Annotated in this window: 14 protein-coding genes (1 of these 14 running past the window's edge); 3 read left to right on the top strand and 11 right to left on the bottom strand. The window is 49.5% G+C overall.

The window, feature by feature from the left end; all coding sequences use genetic code 11:
* The 3 genes in view from ilvC to ACJJIM_RS00480 are tightly spaced (at most 22 nt apart) and all read right to left on the bottom strand, a layout consistent with a single transcriptional unit that may run on beyond the window.
* Positions 1-37: the 5' end (the start) of a ketol-acid reductoisomerase gene (gene ilvC / locus ACJJIM_RS00490; protein WP_413664327.1), read on the bottom strand. It extends 989 nt beyond the left edge of the window; the window shows 37 of its 1,026 coding nt (coding positions 1-37); the start codon lies at positions 35-37; its stop codon lies off the left edge, out of view.
* 22 nt (positions 38-59) lie between these two features.
* Complete coding sequence (gene ilvN / locus ACJJIM_RS00485; RefSeq protein ID WP_282934340.1) at positions 60-551, bottom strand: acetolactate synthase small subunit; 492 nt, start codon at positions 549-551, stop codon at positions 60-62.
* An 11-nt stretch (positions 552-562) separates the two neighbouring features.
* Positions 563-2,299 carry an acetolactate synthase 3 large subunit gene (locus ACJJIM_RS00480; protein ID WP_413664326.1) on the bottom strand — a complete coding sequence of 579 codons (1,737 nt, stop codon included), beginning with the start codon at positions 2,297-2,299 and terminating at the stop codon, positions 563-565.
* Between the two features lie 451 nt (positions 2,300-2,750).
* On the opposite strand from ACJJIM_RS00480, the gene ACJJIM_RS00475 reads away from it, so the two are divergent.
* Positions 2,751-3,209 (top strand): DUF4124 domain-containing protein, encoded by a 459-nt coding sequence (locus ACJJIM_RS00475; protein WP_444912087.1) that lies wholly within the window; start codon positions 2,751-2,753, stop codon positions 3,207-3,209.
* A gap of 16 nt (positions 3,210-3,225) precedes the next feature.
* Here ACJJIM_RS00475 and ACJJIM_RS00470 read toward each other — a convergent pair whose 3' ends face one another.
* Positions 3,226-4,305, bottom strand: a complete 1,080-nt coding sequence (locus tag ACJJIM_RS00470) for a DUF4785 family immunoglobulin-like domain-containing protein (protein WP_444912086.1) — start codon at positions 4,303-4,305, stop codon at positions 3,226-3,228.
* Between the two features lie 30 nt (positions 4,306-4,335).
* Complete coding sequence (locus tag ACJJIM_RS00465; RefSeq protein WP_413664323.1) at positions 4,336-5,553, bottom strand: hypothetical protein; 1,218 nt, start codon at positions 5,551-5,553, stop codon at positions 4,336-4,338.
* A 255-nt stretch (positions 5,554-5,808) separates the two neighbouring features.
* Here ACJJIM_RS00465 and ACJJIM_RS00460 point away from each other — a divergent pair, with 255 nt between their 5' ends.
* Complete coding sequence (locus ACJJIM_RS00460; protein WP_413664322.1) at positions 5,809-6,873, top strand: helix-turn-helix domain-containing protein; 1,065 nt, start codon at positions 5,809-5,811, stop codon at positions 6,871-6,873.
* Between the two features lie 16 nt (positions 6,874-6,889).
* Here ACJJIM_RS00460 and ACJJIM_RS00455 read toward each other — a convergent pair whose 3' ends face one another.
* The 5 genes from ACJJIM_RS00455 to rluD all read right to left on the bottom strand — a co-directional run bounded on the left by ACJJIM_RS00455 (position 6,890) and on the right by rluD (position 15,973).
* Positions 6,890-9,955, bottom strand: a complete 3,066-nt coding sequence (locus ACJJIM_RS00455; RefSeq protein WP_413664321.1) for an efflux RND transporter permease subunit — start codon at positions 9,953-9,955, stop codon at positions 6,890-6,892.
* Between the two features lie 18 nt (positions 9,956-9,973).
* Positions 9,974-11,080: an efflux RND transporter periplasmic adaptor subunit gene (locus ACJJIM_RS00450; protein WP_413664320.1), complete on the bottom strand. Its 1,107-nt coding sequence runs from the start codon at positions 11,078-11,080 to the stop codon at positions 9,974-9,976.
* A gap of 207 nt (positions 11,081-11,287) precedes the next feature.
* On the bottom strand, positions 11,288-13,891 hold the full coding sequence (gene clpB, locus ACJJIM_RS00445; RefSeq protein ID WP_413664319.1) for an ATP-dependent chaperone ClpB: 2,604 nt from the start codon (positions 13,889-13,891) through the stop codon (positions 11,288-11,290).
* Between the two features lie 285 nt (positions 13,892-14,176).
* Positions 14,177-14,944 carry a peptidoglycan editing factor PgeF gene (gene pgeF / locus ACJJIM_RS00440; RefSeq protein ID WP_444912085.1) on the bottom strand — a complete coding sequence of 256 codons (768 nt, stop codon included), beginning with the start codon at positions 14,942-14,944 and terminating at the stop codon, positions 14,177-14,179.
* A gap of 75 nt (positions 14,945-15,019) precedes the next feature.
* Positions 15,020-15,973: a 23S rRNA pseudouridine(1911/1915/1917) synthase RluD gene (rluD, locus tag ACJJIM_RS00435; RefSeq protein WP_413664317.1), complete on the bottom strand. Its 954-nt coding sequence runs from the start codon at positions 15,971-15,973 to the stop codon at positions 15,020-15,022.
* 118 nt (positions 15,974-16,091) lie between these two features.
* On the opposite strand from rluD, the gene ACJJIM_RS00430 reads away from it, so the two are divergent.
* Positions 16,092-17,024, top strand: a complete 933-nt coding sequence (locus ACJJIM_RS00430; protein ID WP_444912084.1) for an outer membrane protein assembly factor BamD — start codon at positions 16,092-16,094, stop codon at positions 17,022-17,024.
* A gap of 57 nt (positions 17,025-17,081) precedes the next feature.
* On the opposite strand, the gene ACJJIM_RS00425 is transcribed toward ACJJIM_RS00430, so the two are convergent.
* Positions 17,082-18,710 carry an NAD+ synthase gene (locus tag ACJJIM_RS00425; protein ID WP_444912083.1) on the bottom strand — a complete coding sequence of 543 codons (1,629 nt, stop codon included), beginning with the start codon at positions 18,708-18,710 and terminating at the stop codon, positions 17,082-17,084.
* Positions 18,711-18,730 lie beyond the last annotated feature (20 nt).

The raw sequence follows: 18,730 nt of genomic DNA, 5'->3' as shown, positions 1-18,730 counted from the left end.
AAGAAAGGTCACAATCTTTGTCGTAATAAACTTGCATCGCTCAATTCCTGCTTTTTGCTCTATACACTTAATACTTTTTCACCGCGGGCAATTCCGGAAACTCCGGATCGCACCACTTCCATAATTGTGTGTTCCCCCAGCGCCTGTAGGAACGCATCGAGTTTTTCGCCGGTTCCTGCCACCTGTACCGTGTACATACTGCTGGTGACATCGACGATCTGCCCGCGAAAAATATCGACACTGCGCTTCACCTCATCGCGCTGGGCACCATTGGCTCGCACTTTCACCAATAGCAGCTCCCGCTCGATATGAGAGCCTTCAGTGAGGTCCACCAATTTCACAACATCGATAAGCTTGTTTAGGTTCTTGGTAATTTGCTCAATCTTGTGATCGTCACCAATCGTCACCAAAGTGAGACGCGATAAAGTCGCATCCTCAGTAGGCGCCACGGTGAGGCTTTCAATGTTGTAGCCACGCTGGGAAAACAAGCCAACAACACGGGACAATGCCCCTGGTTCGTTCTCCATCAGAACCGAAATTATTCTACGCATCGCCCTACCCTTTAAGTTCTCTCAGTTTTGCTCAGCCACATGTCACGCATGGAGCCATTTGGTAGCACTTGCATGGGATAGACATGCTCAGATGGGTCGACGTACACGTCGATAAATACAGTGCGATCCTTAATTGCAAAAGCTTCTTGCAACTTGTTGTGTAGGTCTTCACGACGCTCCACTTTCACCCCGACGTGACCGTATGCCTCGGCGAGTTTTACAAAATCAGGCAGCGATTCCTCGTAAACACTATTGGAAAGCCTTCCTTCATATTGCATCTCCTGCCACTGCTTCACCATCCCCAGAGCCTGATTGTTAAGGCAGAGGATTTTTACTGGCAGATGATATTGGGTAGCCGTAGAAAGCTCCTGAATACACATCTGGATACTTCCCTCGCCAGTTACGCACACAACCTCTTTATCCGGGTGAGCTATTTTCACCCCCAAGGCTGCCGGTAAGCCGAAACCCATAGTCCCCAACCCACCGGAGTTAATCCAGCGGCGCGGCTTATCAAACAGGTAATATTGCGCAGCAAACATCTGGTGTTGCCCTACATCGGATGTCACAAAAGCATCACCCTCAGTAATGTCATATACCGCCTTGATCACATCCTGCGGCATTATCAGAGCACCATTAGTCTGATAACGAGGAGCCGTGTAGAGTCCGTGACGCTCACGCCAATCATCGATTTGGCGCCACCAGTCAACTATCGCGGAGTGATCCGGCTGCTCATCATTGGCTTTCAACGCTTCGAGCATCTCCCGAAGAACAGCCTGGACCGTGCCGACAATCGGGATATCGGCAACAATCGTTTTAGAGATCGAAGCCGGATCGACGTCGATATGAATAATTTTGGCACCCGGACAGAATTTGCCTGGAGTATTAGTCACCCGGTCATCAAAGCGCGCACCTACTGCCAGGATAACGTCGGCGTGATGCATGGCTGTATTTGCCTCGAAAGTGCCGTGCATACCAAGCATTCCCAAGAAACGCCTGTCACTACCAGGAAATGCTCCGAGCCCCATCAAGGTATTAGTCACCGGGTAGTTCAACTTTCTAGCCAGCTCAGTGAGAAGCTCGGCGCCGCCACCCTGCACCACTCCCCCGCCGGCATAAATCACCGGGCGGCGAGCTGACAGCAACATAGCAATCGCTTTGCGAATCTGGCCGCTATGCCCCTTACCGGCTGGGGTATAGGAGCGCATCCGCAATTTTTCAGGGTAGTGGTAGGGGAATCTCTCCGCCGGGTTGGTTACATCCTTTGGAACATCGATCACTACGGGACCGGGACGGCCAGTATTGGCGATAAAAAATGCCTTTTTGACAATCGTAGGAATATCTTCAGCATTTTTAACCAAAAAGCTGTGCTTCACGATCGGCCGCGAGCAACCGACCATGTCTGTTTCCTGAAACGCATCCTCACCGATCTTATCCCTGGGTACTTGGCCGGATATCACCACCATAGGGATAGAATCCATATAGGCCGTTGCGATGCCAGTAATCGCATTCGTAGCGCCGGGACCAGACGTCACCAGTACCACACCCGCCTTACCAGTAGACCGCGCATAACCATCCGCAGCATGGGTCGCACCCTGCTCGTGGCGCACGAGAATATGTTTAATCGACTTCTGCCGAAAAATAGCATCATAGATATGTAACGCTGAGCCGCCCGGGTATCCAAAAATCAGATCCACCCCTTCATCCTGCAGCGCGCGAACCAACATATCGCCGCCGGAAAGTAATTCCACTTGAGTCTCCTCAATTTTCCTGTTTTATAGGATAGCCATCACCGAAAACGTATAAAACGCCTACTAGCAAGAATGCCAGGCAGCAATTATAGGGGAAAATGGTGACAAATATCAGCCTGTTGCGTGTTTAGCTGCCGATTTTTAGGATGAACTGATCGCGCATAAACACCCAACCCCAAGTAAATCTACAAAGGTTCACTACGGGGTTAGCAGGCCTCCAGGGGTGGGGAGGGCCACTCAGTGGAATTTCGATGGAGGGTGTTCCATCAGGGTTAGACTCAAAACCACGGGTGTGCGGTGAGATCTAGTCACTGAGTAAACCCCCGATTTTGCCAATTGAGCCCTAGCTGTCAATAGGTGTCCGCGAAAGTGTTAAGACAGTTACAGGAAAACCCGCCAGTATCGGTACAATAAGGGGACGGAAGGAACATCAACACAAGGGGTAAGCACCATGCGCATCTTACTGGCGCTATTGATTGCAGTAACAGCTACGACCGCTCAAGCCGACGGCATCTATAAATGGGTAGATGAAAATGGTGTTGTCCACTTCGGTGAGCAACCTCCAGGAGGCACCCAAGTGGACGTGATCAAAAAGCCCAAGTCAGAGCGCTATAAGAAATGGGAGGCTGAACAGGAGGCTGCCAAACCCCGAAAACCATCAAAGCCAACCGCAGCAAAGCAACCTGAAAAGCAACTCGATGTACGTCAGCAAGAACAGGAAAAAGCAGCGCAAATGCAAGCCGCTCTTCGCGCTAAGCGCTGTGAGTCAGCACGAAAGTCTCTGAGTTCCTTGACCGCTCATTCTCGTATTCGCGCAGTCGACCAAAATGGAAATTATAGAAGCCTGGGTGAGGATGAGCGGCAGCAACGTATATCAACCGCTCAACAACGTATCCGAGATAACTGCTAAAGCCCCCCTATTCTCCCTACATTTCCTGGTAGGGACTATCAGTAAATTGATCCAGGCTATAGCGTTCAGTGTAATAGCCTGGTTCAAAAGCACTATCCCTGGCCATAGGTACCGTCACCCTGGCAATACTCAATTGCTTCACCAGATAGGGGCCGTCCTGCCCGGCATCGCGAATTAAGAGCCCGTAAAACTCCAGGGGAACCCAGTGCCGCCCCGCCGTTAACTCAAGAGCATTTTGCGTTGTGCCTATCGGGGATTGCTCATCGTTATAAAGGGAGCCCTGAAAATAGTAGCGCCCCTCTCTGCTGATATCGACTTCCGCCTCAATTAATAAATTGCCATCGGCGGTAACGGAATCCCGCAACGAGCCCGTATAGCTTCCCGTATCCTCAGATAGGGTGAATGCTGCCGCATCTCGGAGACCCTCAATATCCGTATCCACAATTACCTTAAAAATGCCCGCTTCCAGCACCTGGCTATTAAAGGAGCCCGCCTCCATCAATACTTCGTAGACTAAGTCTCCATCCGAATCACTAAAAGCCAAGGTACCCACGACTTGTTGGTCTTCGTAAACCAACAGCGCAGTCAGGTCAGCACTGACCCGATCTCCATCACTATCGGCCTGATAGGCAAAAACCCGAATAGTATCCCCACGCAAATAAAACTTTTCATCTGTCCATATAGTCAGAGAATCCCCTTCCTCACTGTGAGTGGTTCTTTCATCCACCGCAAATGTCTGAGTAATCGGGTCCTGTTCAGGAGTTTTAATTGCTCGGTTTTCTGGCGGATAGCGATGAAAGCGGGCCAGATCCGAGAGAAGGGATTCGTGTAACTCAGTCTTGTTGGGCAGGGACTGAATTCCCTTCCATAGTTTTACAGACTGATCCTCTTCCTCTTGCTCCAGTTCCGCCGGCTTGACGTTATCAGGCTTGCGGCTTCGGATAGATTGCTCTTCAGCTTTTGCTTTGGCTACAACAGCGGGCGTCGCCTCTTCACCACCAGTCAGGGCCCAGTAACCCACCAATCCAGTAACTACGGCCAGTACACCCCAACCTGCCAGCCGGGCCTTTGAGCGATCTTTGCTTGATGTGGACATCAATACCTCCGAAGCCTTTTATTTTTTTAGTTAATTCGTGCAGGCTGAGATTCTACCCGCGCTGTTCTTTCCTGAACCACAGTCCAGTCCATCGGGAATAGAATCATAATCGGGGGATAGAATGCCACCGTTACGCTGCGCATCATGATCTGTATAGATACTGGCCAAATTGTAAGATCGAGCAGTGCCTTTGCTGTCGTTGTCACAAGAGAAAATCGCGCTGCCGTAAGCTACTCCAAACAGGGTTTCATATTCTTTGAGATTCGACCACAGGTTGCGCTTGGCAGACCCGGAACAGTTCATTTGCGAAGCCAAATTAATGTAACCGTCATCCTCACCATTCAGCAGCATGGAGGTAGCACTTTCCACACCTGGGAAGCCCGCATAACCCCCAATGGTGTACACCGGCGCACCGAGATTAGTCCCCACATAATTTCTCACAGTGTAAACATCATTAGTCTGCATATAGCGAACCGCCGAACACTCACGCCCAAGAAATAGTGCGTTGACCAAATCGTCATACCAGCTTCCATTACATATCCGATCAACGCCTTCAGTACCGGTAATTGCTCCCCCTGTGGTGAATATTGCAGCAACACCGCTGATAGCCGCATCAAAATCAACGCTCACTGCATAGCTTTCGTTAAGCCCGGCAACTCGAACTTCTTCTTCAACCGTTTTACAGGATTTACTGCCATACCAAGTCGTGGAACATTTTTTTACTTCTTGAATTTCTGTATTGCTATCGAACTGGTTGTAGGCGCGATTGTAGTATGGGGATCCTTCAACAGCGTTACCCGCGATATACATCATTTGGGCGGCACCCTGGCTGTGGGAGATAATCCAGAAAGTGTCCTCTGCTGAGCACTGGTTTTCGTGTTCAAACCGATCTCCCTGGCCAGAGCGGATCTCTATAATTTGACGAGCAATTTCACCCGCAGTCTCATCATGCCAGTAGGGAAATTCACCTTCATCAGTTGAGTTATAACCGACAACGCCGTAATTGCCGCCATCAACTAACAATTGCTCAATAAAATCACTGCTAGAATATTCGTCGAAAACCGCCTCACTCCAATAGTCCAGTGCTGGCTGCACTAAACTCCCATCATTACTTTCACTTGTAGTGTGTCCTTCGACTCCGTGTCCATGAACCAGGATATAGCAGTTTTCCGCTACCGCTGATGAAGCTCCAATTATCGCCGAGAAAAAAATAGACAGGCTTGTACCCAGCCTTTTAGACAGTGCCATTGTTATTTTCCTTTATTGTTTTAGTAAGTGGTAACTCTCGTGACTGAAGAGTTTTAAAAAATCTGAATAACGCAATGTACAGCAGACGACTAAAACTTATCCTTTACCCTCTATTTGGGAATAGGATTAAAGGCGCCAGAGGGGGGTCGAATCCGCCACGCGAAGCGACCAATTCGTCATATTCCTCAATTTATACTCGTGCTTTGAGGCGCCTTTGCTATGATGCCGGCAACGCCACCCGGACGGCAGTAAGTCATGAGAGACCAAAATAAAAATATGTCCGGCCATGCCGGCGTGCCCAAGATATTTGCGCCTTACTTTGTGGTTGCCGCCGCCAGGCTCGGCATTCCCACCGAGACGCTAATTGAACGATTGCCATTCTCATTTAGCTGGAATCCAGGAGAAAGTGAATGGCTCAATTACAGTGAATTCAATGCTCTAATTGAAAGCATACTGGCGCTATCCCCTGTTACCTCACCAGGTCTCAGCTTTAGTCGCTTTCCAATTATGCTTTGGCTTGAAGAAACTATTATCGAAGCTCAGCCCTCCTTGAGACGGCCGAGGGAGATCTTTCGCCCTGCAGAAATTGTACTCTCACAAACTCTGGCCCCCCTCCTGCGGTTCCAGACTTACCAGGAAGTCGATGCGGAGGTACTCACACTCAACTGGCAGCAGGAACTCTTTAGCGCTCCGGTCAATCATTTTATTGCTGAAATGCTGATGAGTCGTGGAGTAGATCTCTTGCGCACTCTTAACCCCAGATTTCCCGAGGTCAGGGGATTAAAGTTACGCAGTGAAAAGCCAGAAGATGACTCTATCCACAAGAGGATTTTCCAGTGCCCAATTGAATTTTCCGCTGATGAAAATGCGATTATCCTGGGCTCCCAGATACTGGACTTCCCTATACCCAGTTACCATAAAATCATTCGCAGCCAAAGCCGAAATATATTAAAAGCAGTTCTACACAACACTTTAACCAGCTATAACCTGGCAGCGAGTTTGCGAGCCTGGCTCGAGAAGCACTTGCTCAGTGAAGAAATCACTATCAAACAAGCCGCAGCCCACTTCCGCACCAGTGGCCGCACTTTACAGCGCAGATTGAGAGAACAGGGAGTAACATTCCAGCAGCTTAAAGACAGTGTTACGCTATCTCTGACCAAGAAACTCCTTCTCTCAACCAGTGATTCCGTAGAAAGCATTGCGGTACAACTTCATTTTGCCGAACGCGCAGTATTTACCCGCTTCTTTAAAAAACATGAGGGAGTCACCCCTTCCGAGTTCCGTCGCAGTAATGTCGGCAGAGATATTTTCGAAGCGTAAATAAGTGTAAAGAGGCTCAGGAGGCCGCTACAGCCTCCGCCTCAAAATTCCGCCCAAGATACATATACATCGCCGGCACGACAAATAAAGTAAATAACGTTCCAATTGTCATACCGGTCGCCACTACCAAGCCCATTGCAAACCTTGCTCCTCCACCAGGCCCCGACGCTATTAACAATGGAACCATCGCCAAAACCAGAGATGCCGTAGTCATTAAAATCGGTCGCAAACGGATTGAAGTGGCCTGCTCAATCGCTGATCGCTTTTCAAGCCCTGAGAGCTGTAATTTATTGGCAAACTCCACTATCAGAATGCCGTGTTTGGAAATAACCCCAATCAGGGTAACCAGGCCCACTTGTGTGTAAATATTGAGGGTCGTCAATCCTAGACTGACGAAAATCATCGCTCCGCAAACACTCATCGGTACGGTGACCAACATAATCAAGGGATCGCGCCAGGATTCAAATTGAGCAGCCAGCACCAAATAAATCACTATCAAGGCAAAGAAAAAGGTAACCACCAAATCTGATCCTTCAGTTTTGAATTGCCTGGACTGCCCCGAGTAATCTACAGAATACTCGACCGGTAAGATTTCTTTAGCCGCATTATCCAACACCATCAATGCTTCACCCAACGTAATCCCAGGGCGTGGCACACCCGAAATAGTGACGGCATTTAATTGTTGAAATCTCTTTAGTTGCTGTGGTTCAACGGTTTCCGTGAGCCTTATCAAAGTACTCACAGGAACCAACTTGTCGTTTACCGCCCGAATATAATATTGCTCCAGCTGATCAGGGGTAAGGCGATCAACTCTCTCGACTTGAGGGATAACTTTATAACTGCGATTATCCAGGGAAAAACGGTTGACATAAGCCCCAGATAACATCGCTCCTAAGTCACGACTCAGGTCCACCATTTCCACACCCATACTGGCTGCTTTATCACGATCAATTTCTATTACAATTTTTGGCTTATCAATTTTCAGATCAGAATCTAGAAAAATAAACTTTCGACTCTCCAAAGCTCGGGTCATAATATCGCTTGCCACCGATGCCAGATTCTCCATGGGCTCTGTAGAACCGATAACAAATTCAACCGGAAGCTGCCCTCCCGCAGTTGGCAGACTTGGTGGCACCACTACAGCTATTTTTAGCCCGGCTATTTGCTGCACATCACTGCTAATCAACTCCTGCATCTTTTCCGTATCGCGGTCTCTCCCTTCCCAGGGAGCCAAAACAAACCCGGCCACCGCATTATTAACACCACTACTGAAGGTGCCCGCCCCATTAAGCAGAAAAAGATTTTCAACCTCAGTAAATCTCTCAGCAATGACATTAAGTTCACCACTGTACTGTTCAACATAATCTAAAGTTGCGTAAGCATCGGCAGTAGAAATTGTAAGAACAAGCCCCCTATCCTCTGTAGGTTCAAGCTCTTGAGGGGACGTCACAAATAAGAAGTAACAACTTATCAATACAATTAAGCCGAAAACCAAAATAACTCGGCGCTCATCAAGAGAAGAATGGAGCGATTTTTCAAATCTCGTCTGAAGTCGATTAAATTGGCGTTCCAGCCAAATTTCAAACCGGGTACCTCCACCATCGCGAGGCTTTAATATTTTCGAGGCCATCATGGGAGATAAAGTAAGAGCGACCACTCCAGACAGTAATACGGCGCCAGCTAGGGAGAATGCAAACTCTATGAATAGGGTCCCGGTTAAACCACCGAGAAAACCAATAGGAATATATACTGCAATTAGCGTTGTAGTCATAGCCACTACAGGCCATGCCAACTCTCGAGCCCCTACGATCGCAGCCTCTTTTGGAGGCAAGCCCTCCTCTATATGTCGATGGACATTTTCCAGAACAATAATGGCATCATCAACAACAATTCCGATTGCCAGAACCATGCTTAGCAATGTGAGCAAGTTGATGGAAAATCCCATTAAAAACATTAAAAAGAATGCACCAACAAGAGAAAGAGGTAGTGCAATTGCTGGAATCAATACGCTGCGAACTGACCCCAGAAACAAATAAATCACCAAAATTACTATAAATACTGCTTCAACAATTGTTTTGACGACCTCTTCAATGGAGTCCTGAATATATTCAGTACTGTCGTAAGGGATCTCGCCTAGCATACCCTCTGGCAACTGTGGAAAAATTTTCTGCTCCAACTCCTCGCGTACTTTTTTAATAACATCAAGGGAGTTCGCATCGGGTGCCACCTCAATAGCAATAAAAGTGGCAGACTGCCCGTTAAAAGTCACAGAGCTGTCATAGGATTCAGCTCCTAACTCTATCTCCGCCACTTCACCTAGACGAACCAACTTATCCCCATCGGCTCTAACCACTAGCTTGCGGAAATCCAATTGACGTGCAATATCTGTATCCGCACGTATTTCCAGTGCCACACGGGTTCCCTTTGTCGAACCAACTGCCGACAGAATATTATTATCCCTAAGCGCATCAGAAATATCCGCAGGTGTGACTTCCAATGCCGCCATCTCTGTCGGTTTTAACCAGACTCTCATTGCAAAGGTGCTGTCCCCCAAAAGGCGAGCTCGCTGCACACCAGCTATAGTCGCCAATTTAGGTTGAACAACGCGTGTCAGATAATCCGTGATTTGATTATTAGCGAGAATATTTGAGGAAAAAGAAAGGTACATTGCAGCAGTGGTTTCTCCCTGCTGCATTTCCACGCTGGAATCCTCTGATTCATCAGGCAATTCACTGCGCAGCTTATTTACCTTGGCAACGACCTGAGTTAACACTTCATTTGGATCGTAATCAAAACGTACATAAACGTTTATCGTCGAGAGACCTTGCACGCTGGTGGAAACCATGTAATCGATACCATCTGCAGTAGCAATCTCCTGCTCCAGCGGCGTAGTAATAAACCCCTGTACTAGATCTGAGTCGGCACCAACATAAACGGTGGTTACTGTAATAACTGCATTTTCAAGTTCCGGGTACTGCCTGACATTTAATTCCGTTAGCGACCTTAAACCCAATAGAAAAATAAATAGGCTGACTACGCAGGCCAACACTGGTTTTCGAATAAAAATCTCTGTGAAATTCACAACCTATAAATTCCAGGTTTAACTATTTTCCGGTGTGGGGTCCGCACTTTCTGGGGGTTGATTTTGATTATTGATAACCGCTTTCTCTCCATTGCGAAGTTTAAGTAATCCGCTGCTAGCCACTATATCACCCACCAAAAGTCCTTGTGTGATTTCAACTAGATCCCCACGCTCCTCACCAGTTTTCACAAATCGTTTAACTGCGACCATATGCTCACCATCTTTATCGGGCTCCAACACAAAAACCGCCACCCCATAGGGAGCAAAAGCCAATGCGGTTCTGGGAATGACGAGCACTTTTCGCTGTGCACTTATCTTTACGGATACTTGGGCAAACATCCCAGGACGTAAATCGTGTTGGGGATTTTCCAGAGTCGCTTGAATCAGAAAGTTCCTACTTGCACTATCCACCTGAGGGTCAACAGCAGTAATTCTTCCTTTGTAGGTATTTTTAGGGAAAGCATCTGTTGTCAACTGAATAGCAAGCCCAGCCTTAACCAAGGCATATTTTTGTTCAGGGAGGGAAAAATCAACAAAAATAGGATCAAGTTGCTGTAGAGAAACAACAGACTCCCCCGGGCTTACATTCTGCCCAAGATCGATTTGTCGAATTCCCAGTACTCCACTAAAAGGCGCCACGATAACTCGCTGATCCACCCTGGCCCGCTGCACTTCTATATTGGCAACCACCTGGTCCAAAGTACTGCGAGCGCTATCCAAATCTGCTTCAGTTGTTACACCTCGCCCCAGCAGAGTCTTGATCCGCACGTAATTACGACGGGCCAAGCGAAGCTCTGCATCCAACACCTGCAACTGCGCCTTTTCCGGTTCGGCAAAAATTTCCGCCAATAAATCGCCCTTCCTAACATGCTGGCCCGACTTGAAGTGAATAGCGCTGATAACCCCCTGAGCTTCGGTAGTAACCTCTACACCATTAACAGCTCGAATGGTGCCTATTCCTCTCAGGTCTTCCTTCCAATATTGAAACTGGGCGGTTGCTGAAGTCACTGTGGCCGCAGGCAGGGCTAAGTTGTCTATGAACTGATTCACCATATGCCTGCCAATTAATTTATAAGCAAAAATTCCGCCGAAGAGCAAAAGGCATCCCAGCAGCATTAGCAACATACGCTTACTGATATCAGGCCCCCGTAAGGTGTCGTCAATAAAAACTATAAACTGATACTTGCAAGGGAAACTATGCGCTACGGAGGGGTGCCCCTCTACGTAAATATCCGAACAAACGGATTAGCGCACCTGTGAGTATAGATATGGAGAGAGTGAGGAATCGGTGGGAGTTTAGGGGTGCACTATATGGCACCCCCAAGTGCTTTTTTATCGGAATACGGCTTTATCGCCTTCAACATCCGCGTGGATCGTTGCTCCAGGGGAAAACTTACCGGCGAGAACATCTTGCGCCAGCGGGTTTTCCAGCCATACCTGAATAGCACGCTTTAATGGCCGTGCACCATAAACGGGATCGAACCCAACTTCTGCTAATTTATCCAGCAGACTTTCAGATACCTCTAATTTCAGGTCCCTCTCTGTCAGTCGACGGCAAAGTTGTTGCAACTGAATCTCGGCAATAGAGCGTACTTCTGCCTTATCCAGTGGATGGAAAACAACCACTTCGTCAATACGATTTATGAACTCTGGCCTGAAATGGTTCCCCACCACTTCCATCACCGCACTTTTCATCTGTCGATAACGAATTTCAGCGTCCAGGTCATCACCATTTTCAGCTGTGGCGTATTTTTGAATTAAATCTGAGCCAAGGTTTGAAGTCATTACGACAACGGTATTACGAAAGTCTACCGTGCGCCCCTGGCCGTCGGTCAGGCGGCCATCATCAAGAACCTGTAAAAGAATATTGAATACATCGGGATGCGCTTTCTCCACTTCGTCTAATAGCACAACAGAATAGGGTTTTCTCCGCACCGCTTCAGTCAGGTATCCCCCTTCTTCATAACCTACATATCCGGGAGGTGCGCCAATCAGTCGGGCCACAGAGTGCTTCTCCATAAATTCCGACATATCGATACGCACCATGGCGTCTTCTGTGTCAAACAAGAACTGAGCCAATGCCTTGCATAATTCCGTCTTACCCACACCGGTTGGGCCGAGGAACAAGAATGAGCCATTGGGTCGGTTGGGATCAGCTAGCCCCGCCCTCGAGCGGCGTACGGCATTAGCAACCGCTTCCACCGCTTCCCCCTGTCCGATGACCCGCTTGTGCAACTCATCTTCCATTCGCAGTAGCTTTTCACGCTCACCTTCGAGCATCTTAGATACAGGAATACCCGTCCAGCGGGATACCACTTCAGCCACCTCTTCATCGGTAACCCGATTGCGCAGCAGGCGGGGTTCTTCAGAAGCTTCAGCGGTAGCGGCACTTTTAAGCTGTTGTTCAAGTTGTGGAATTACACCGTACTGTAATTCAGACATTCTATTGAGATCACCTGCACGCCGTGCGGACTCCATATCGAGCTTGGCCTGCTCGAGCTTTTCCTTGAGGTCATGGCTGCCGGCAAGCTGTGCCTTCTCCGCCTTCCAAACCTCTTCAAGGTCGGAGTATTCCCGCTCCAGTTGTAGAATCTCTTCTTCCAGTTTCGACAGGCGTTTTTTAGTCGCCTCATCATCCGTATCCTTTTTTACTGCCTCACGTTCAATCTTTAATTGAATTAAACGGCGCTCCAATTTATCCATGGATTCCGGTTTGGAGTCGATCTCCATGCGTATCCGGCTGGCGGCCTCATCAATAAGATCAATCGCTTTATCTGGTAATTGACGATCAGTGATGTAACGCTGCGATAATTTTGTCGCCGCAATAATTGCAGAGTCGGTAATATCAACACCGTGGTGTACTTCGTAGCGTTCTTTTAATCCGCGCAGAATCGCAACCGTATCCTCTTCAGTTGGTTCATCAACCAGCACTTTTTGGAAACGCCGCTCAAGCGCTGCATCTTTTTCAATATATTGCCGATACTCATCCAGAGTGGTTGCACCGACACAATGTAATTCCCCGCGGGCCAAAGCGGGTTTCAGCATATTTCCCGCATCCATGGCCCCCTCAGCTTTACCGGCACCCACCATCGTGTGGATCTCATCGATAAAGAGAATAATGCGACCTTCCTGTTTGGATAATTCGTTGAGTACCGCTTTTAATCGCTCTTCAAATTCTCCACGAAATTTTGCGCCCGCCAACAATGCCCCCAAATCCAGGGAAAGAAGACGTTTGTCCTTTAACCCTTCCGGCACTTCACCATTGACGATACGTTGAGCGAGCCCTTCAACAATGGCAGTTTTACCAACACCCGGCTCACCAATTAGTACAGGGTTATTCTTGGTACGCCGCTGTAAGACTTGAATCGTCCGCCGTATTTCATCATCGCGGCCGATCACCGGGTCAAGCTTGCCGGCCAGAGCCCTCTCGGTCAGGTCGAGAGTATATTTATCCAGCGCCTGGCGCGCTTCTTCCGCATTGGGGTCATCCACTTTTTCGTCGCCACGCACTTTTTGAATTGCCGCCTCTAATTGTTTAATGTCGCCGTTGGCATTTAGGATTTTGGAAATCTCTCCCGCCGCAGAGTCGAAAGCCGCCAGTAATACAGTTTCACTGGAAATAAAACTGTCACCATTTTGTTGGGCTCGCTTGTCCGTGAGATTCATTAAGCGCATTAATTCCTGGGACATCCCCACATCACCCGTGGGGGAAGTCACCCGCGGCAGGCTATCCAACCGCTTGGCAAGGTCATTGCGCAACCCGTTTAGGTTAAATCCCGCCTGTGACAGGAATGCGGGTACGCTTCCGTTGTTCTGGTTAAGCAGTGCCAGAATCAAGTGCTCGGGATAAATCTGGTTGTGGTCGCGCCCTACCGCTAGGGATTGCGCATCAGCAAATGCCGCCTGTAGCGGGTTTGTCATTCGGTCAATTCGCATGAACGAAACCTCTTTTACTCGATTTTTTCAGAAGCGCTGCAATAGTGGCACTAATTTGCCTTTTACATTCGCTATGGTACTGACAAGTAAAATAGGGGCGCAGGAAGGGTTTTCAATGATTTAAATCAATAGCGGCATTTATTCTATGCAAAGTGGTTTTGCGGCAAATCTATCTCTTATAATTTTTTACAGCCCAGTCAACGCCCAGCCTTGTAATTGCCCAAGCTGCTCCAATATTATCGAATGGCTTACACAGAAAAAAAATAAGCCATCTAGAAATTCAGTTCAGTCTTTATCCCGCCATATCAAAGTTGCCATACGACCGGTTTCAGACTCCCTGCGGTAGGAAAAAAACTTCTCAGGTTCTGACATTGTGCAGAGCCCCCCACCGTACACCTCGCGAATCCCCAGCTCTGCCAACTCCGCGCGAGCCAGGGCGTAGATATCTGTTAAAAAGTGCAGTGGTTTCTTAGTGTGTGGGCGGAAACAGCTAGCGATTTTTTCTGTGTGTCGACTGCTAATTGCATTTTCAAAGAATGCCTCGAGGACATCGATTCCGGTTTCAAAGGCCTCCGGACCAATCGCTGGGCCCAACCAAACCATCAACTCCTCAGGATCACACTTCATCGCGCGTACGGTGTTGCGCAATATACCACCGGCCAATCCGCGCCACCCGGCATGGGCTGCTGCTACACGGGTACCACTCTTATCGCATAGCAAAACAGGCAAACAGTCTGCGGTTAGCACGGCACAGACAACACCTCTTTTCATGCTAAAGCAGGCATCTGCGGTTCGAACTAAGGCGTCATCACTTGCCTCGACTACCTTGTCGCTATGGATTTGCTCCAGCCACTGCGGTTCTGAGGGCAGCTCAAGCTCCCCTCTCAACTGTTGGCGATTGGCAGTAACAGCTGACTCCTTGTCCCCCACGTGAGCAGCCAGGTTAAAGGAGGAGAAATGGCCACAACTTTGGCCCCCAGTGCGTAGCGTCGTCGCCGCCCTCACCCCTGCGGGTGCGGGCCAATCGGGTATAAGGTAGTGGTTACTTGGCATTGAGATATCTTGCTTTGCGAAATTGTCCTTTCGAGAACCGGCGATAGGTACTCAGGCGAATTTATAACCGGTACTTCAAGGCTCATCAGCGCGCAACTGATCGAGCAGTGCTTGCATGTCAGCAGGCATTGGCGCACACCAATGCATGTCCTGTCCACTGGTGGGATGCACTAGCGCGAGTTCAGCCGCATGCAGAGCCTGCCGAGGGAAGCTCTGGAGAGCTTCAACAAGGTCTGCCGAGGCCTCTGGAGGCAACTTTGGGCGGCCTCCGTAGAGTGGATCTCCCACGAGCGGGTGCCTGATATGGGCCATGTGTACCCGAATCTGATGAGTACGACCGGTTTCCAGCTTGCAGCGTAAGAGCGTGTAAGCGCTGTAACGCTCCTGTACACGATAATGAGTGATCGCCTCTTTGCCGCCAAAGTCCAAAACAGCCATCTTGAGACGATTTTGACGATGCCGACCGATGGGCGCATCAACACGACCCGCAGTGGTGATATATCCTTGGACCAGGGCATCATACTGTCGACTCACCGTTCTCTGCTTTAATTGATCCACGAGATGGGTCTGAGCGGCCAAAGTCTTAGCCACAACCATCAGGCCACTGGTGTCCTTATCCAGCCGGTGAACAATACCAGCTCGGGGTATCAGCTCCTGTGCTGGATTGTGATGAAGCAGGCCATTGAGCAGAGTGCCGTCGGGGTTACCGGCAGCGGGGTGGACTACGAGGCCCGCGGGCTTATTGACCACCATCAGGCAGTCATCTTCGTACATAATATTGAGGTCGAGGTCCTGGGCAGCCCAGCTACCCTGGGGCTCCAGTTCTGCGCGAAGCTGGATAAGCTCGCCGCCAAAGAGCTTTTCCTTGGCCTTAGCTGGGGCTCCGTTTAAGGTGAGCTGACCGCCTTTGATCCACGATTGGAGGCGCGCGCGCGAAAAATCGGGAATTAATTCGGCTGCGGCCTGGTCTAAGCGTCGACCAGCCATATTGGCAGGAACTTGGATATCTAGTTTTAGGTGTTCAATCATCAATCAATTGCAAATACTTTGGGCAGCTCCGCGACTGTGGTTAAATGTCCGACGCGCCAGGTTAATACTGGTGGGTAGTTTAATAAGGTAGAGTGTAAGAATGATAGAGCGAGGGGCTATGCAGACCTGGAAAATGCTGTGGCTGGCCTTGGTGTCCGCAATATTGGTTGCCTGCGCCAACACAGATGATTCGGAAGTGGGCCTACCCACAGGTTCACGTACAGAGCAGGCATACTACGAGATGGCCCAGCGACAGCTGCGAACCAGCCAGTGGGATCTTGCCATCAGAAACCTGCGAGCCCTGGAAGACAACTTCCCATTCGGCAACTACGCGGAACAGGCTCAGCTTGAGCTGATCTATGCCTACTACCGCAACTATGAAAACGATGCTGCTATCGTCGCTGCAGACCGCTTTATCCGCCTACACCCCCAGCACCGCAATGTCGACTACGCCTACTACATGAAGGGCCTGTCCTCCTTTACTGAGGGCACAGGCCTGTTCGAGCGCTTTATGCCTACCGACTTAACCAGTCGCGACCCAGGATCGGCTCGAGAGTCATTCGCTTATTTCTCCCAGTTAATGGCCCGCTACCCTGAAAGCCGCTACGCTCCAGACGCGCAAAAGCGCATGATCCACTTGCGTAACCTGCTGGCCCGCTATGAAGTTCACGTGGCCAACTACTACTTTAAGCGTGGCGCCTACCTCGCAGCAGCCAATCGCGGCCGCTACATTGTGGAAAACTTCCAGCAGACACCCGCAATTCCCGATGCCCTGGCAGTTATGGTTCAAGGGTACCATTTGATGGAAATGCAAGATCTCGAGGCTAATGCCCTGGATGTTCTGCGCAATAACTATCCAAAGCACCCCGCTTTTAACGAAGACGGCACTTTCAACTACGACTTTTACAAAGGTCCGAGCGGCCGCAGCCTAGTGCACAGAGTCACCCTGGGCCTGTTTGAAAAATCTGACCCGCGGGGCTTTGACAGCCGGGAGCTCTATAATCCCGAATACAACCGGGACGAGACTCCCCTACCTCCAGAGCTTCTGTAACTTATCACTTAAAAATAGAAACGGCGCCATTCGGCGCCGTTTCTATTTTCAGGAGAGCTAGTCACCCAGCTTCCAGCCATTGGTGATGGGATAGCGGCGATCCCTTCCAAATCCGCGTTCAGAAATACGCACCCCGATGGCTGCCTGGCGCCTCTTGTACTCATTGCGCCCCACTAACCTAACCACACGCTCTACATCCTCTCTCTGAAAGCCACGCTGAATGATTTCCTCAGCGCTGTGGTCTTGATCAACATAGAAATTGAGAATTTGATCTAGGACCTCATAAGGCGGAAGACTGTCAGAATCCACCTGGTCCGGGGCCAGCTCAGCACTGGGTGGGCGAGTAATGACCGTTTCAGGAATCACTTCAGAAATTGTGTTGCGGTAACGGGCCAGCTCAAATACCAATACTTTGGGAACATCCTTCAGGGCATTGAATCCGCCTACCATATCCCCGTATAAGGTTGCGTAACCAACGGCCATCTCACTCTTGTTACCAGTTGTCAGGACCATCGCGCCCTTCTTATTGGAGATAGCCATCAAAAGAACGCCACGAGAGCGGGCCTGCAGGTTCTCCTCAGTGGTATCCCTCTTACTGCCAGCAAATTCTTCAGCGAGAGCGCCCATAAACGAATCAAAGATGGGCTCGATACTAATTTCCCGATAGTGAACCCCCATTCTTTCCGCCTGATCGGCCGCATCGCCTTTACTCAGATCCGAGGTATAGCGAAACGGCATCATTACAGCCTCAACACGCTCTTTGCCCAGCGCATCGACCGCAACTGCCAATGTAAGAGCTGAGTCGATTCCACCCGACAACCCCAACACAACACCATTAAAACCATTTTTATTAACGTAGTCGCGCACCCCGAGTACCAAGGCTTGGTACACGGAAGCCAAATCGCTGCGAGGAGGAGCAATTTCCCCAGGGTGTACCGTCAAATCCTGTCCCTGCAAAGATATGGAAGCTGGCAACAACTGCTCTGTAAACTCCTCAGCCCTGGCACATACCTCTCCCTCAGCGTCAACAACAATTGAGCCACCGTCAAAAACCAGCTCGTCCTGACCACCGCACCAGTTTACATAGGCAATGGGGACTCTGGCATTTCTTGCCTGCCTGGAAACCAATTCCAGCCTTTGTTGAGCCTTGCCCCGATGGAAAGGTGATGCATTGATGTTGAGAATCAACTTGGCTCCAGCATCGACTGACTGCTTGATGGGCTCTGGAAACCAAATATCCTCACAAACACTCAGCCCCACAGGAACTCCCTTGATATGCACTACACAGGGGGATTTACCCGGCTTGAAGTAACGCTTTTCATCAAAGACCTGATAGTTAGGCAGCTTCTGTTTGGCATATTCTGCGATTAACTCTCCCTCAACTATTACCCCCGCCATATTGAACATAACGCCATCGAGCAACTTGGGGTAACCCACAACAATGGCGCAGGGCAGTTCTGCAGCTTTGAGCTGATCCAATGCCGCATCAATACGAATCTGCATACTGGGGCGCAACAACAAGTCTTCAGGAGAGTAGCCGCACAGGGTCAGCTCCGGGAAAAGTACCAAGTCAGCACCCAGTTCCTGGTACGCTCGGCGCGCAATTTCTATCACCTGCTTGGTATTCCCTGGAATATCTCCCACCAGGGAATTGATTTGTGCCAGCACTAACTGCAAAGTAGACATCGTTGAACCTCGGACAAGAC

Source organism: Microbulbifer maximicatervae (SeqCode) (assembly GCF_052467615.1).
Note: the sequence above shows the minus strand (reverse complement) of the source record. Positions and strands in the feature narration are given on the sequence as shown.

Excerpts from the sequence above, each read along its gene's own strand:
- ACJJIM_RS00425 (WP_444912083.1), bottom strand. The coding sequence starts at position 18,710 with ATGTCTACTTTGCAGTTAGTGCTGGCACAAATCAATTCCCTGGTGGGA.
- ACJJIM_RS00465 (WP_413664323.1), bottom strand. The coding sequence starts at position 5,553 with ATGGCACTGTCTAAAAGGCTGGGTACAAGCCTGTCTATTTTTTTCTCG.
- rluD (WP_413664317.1), bottom strand. The coding sequence starts at position 15,973 with ATGATTGAACACCTAAAACTAGATATCCAAGTTCCTGCCAATATGGCT.
- ilvN (WP_282934340.1), bottom strand. The coding sequence starts at position 551 with ATGCGTAGAATAATTTCGGTTCTGATGGAGAACGAACCAGGGGCATTG.
- pgeF (WP_444912085.1), bottom strand. The coding sequence starts at position 14,944 with ATGCCAAGTAACCACTACCTTATACCCGATTGGCCCGCACCCGCAGGG.
- ACJJIM_RS00450 (WP_413664320.1), bottom strand. The coding sequence starts at position 11,080 with ATGTTGCTAATGCTGCTGGGATGCCTTTTGCTCTTCGGCGGAATTTTT.
- ACJJIM_RS00460 (WP_413664322.1), top strand. The coding sequence starts at position 5,809 with ATGAGAGACCAAAATAAAAATATGTCCGGCCATGCCGGCGTGCCCAAG.
- ACJJIM_RS00470 (WP_444912086.1), bottom strand. The coding sequence starts at position 4,305 with ATGTCCACATCAAGCAAAGATCGCTCAAAGGCCCGGCTGGCAGGTTGG.
- ACJJIM_RS00430 (WP_444912084.1), top strand. The coding sequence starts at position 16,092 with ATGCAGACCTGGAAAATGCTGTGGCTGGCCTTGGTGTCCGCAATATTG.
- ACJJIM_RS00475 (WP_444912087.1), top strand. The coding sequence starts at position 2,751 with ATGCGCATCTTACTGGCGCTATTGATTGCAGTAACAGCTACGACCGCT.
- clpB (WP_413664319.1), bottom strand. The coding sequence starts at position 13,891 with ATGCGAATTGACCGAATGACAAACCCGCTACAGGCGGCATTTGCTGAT.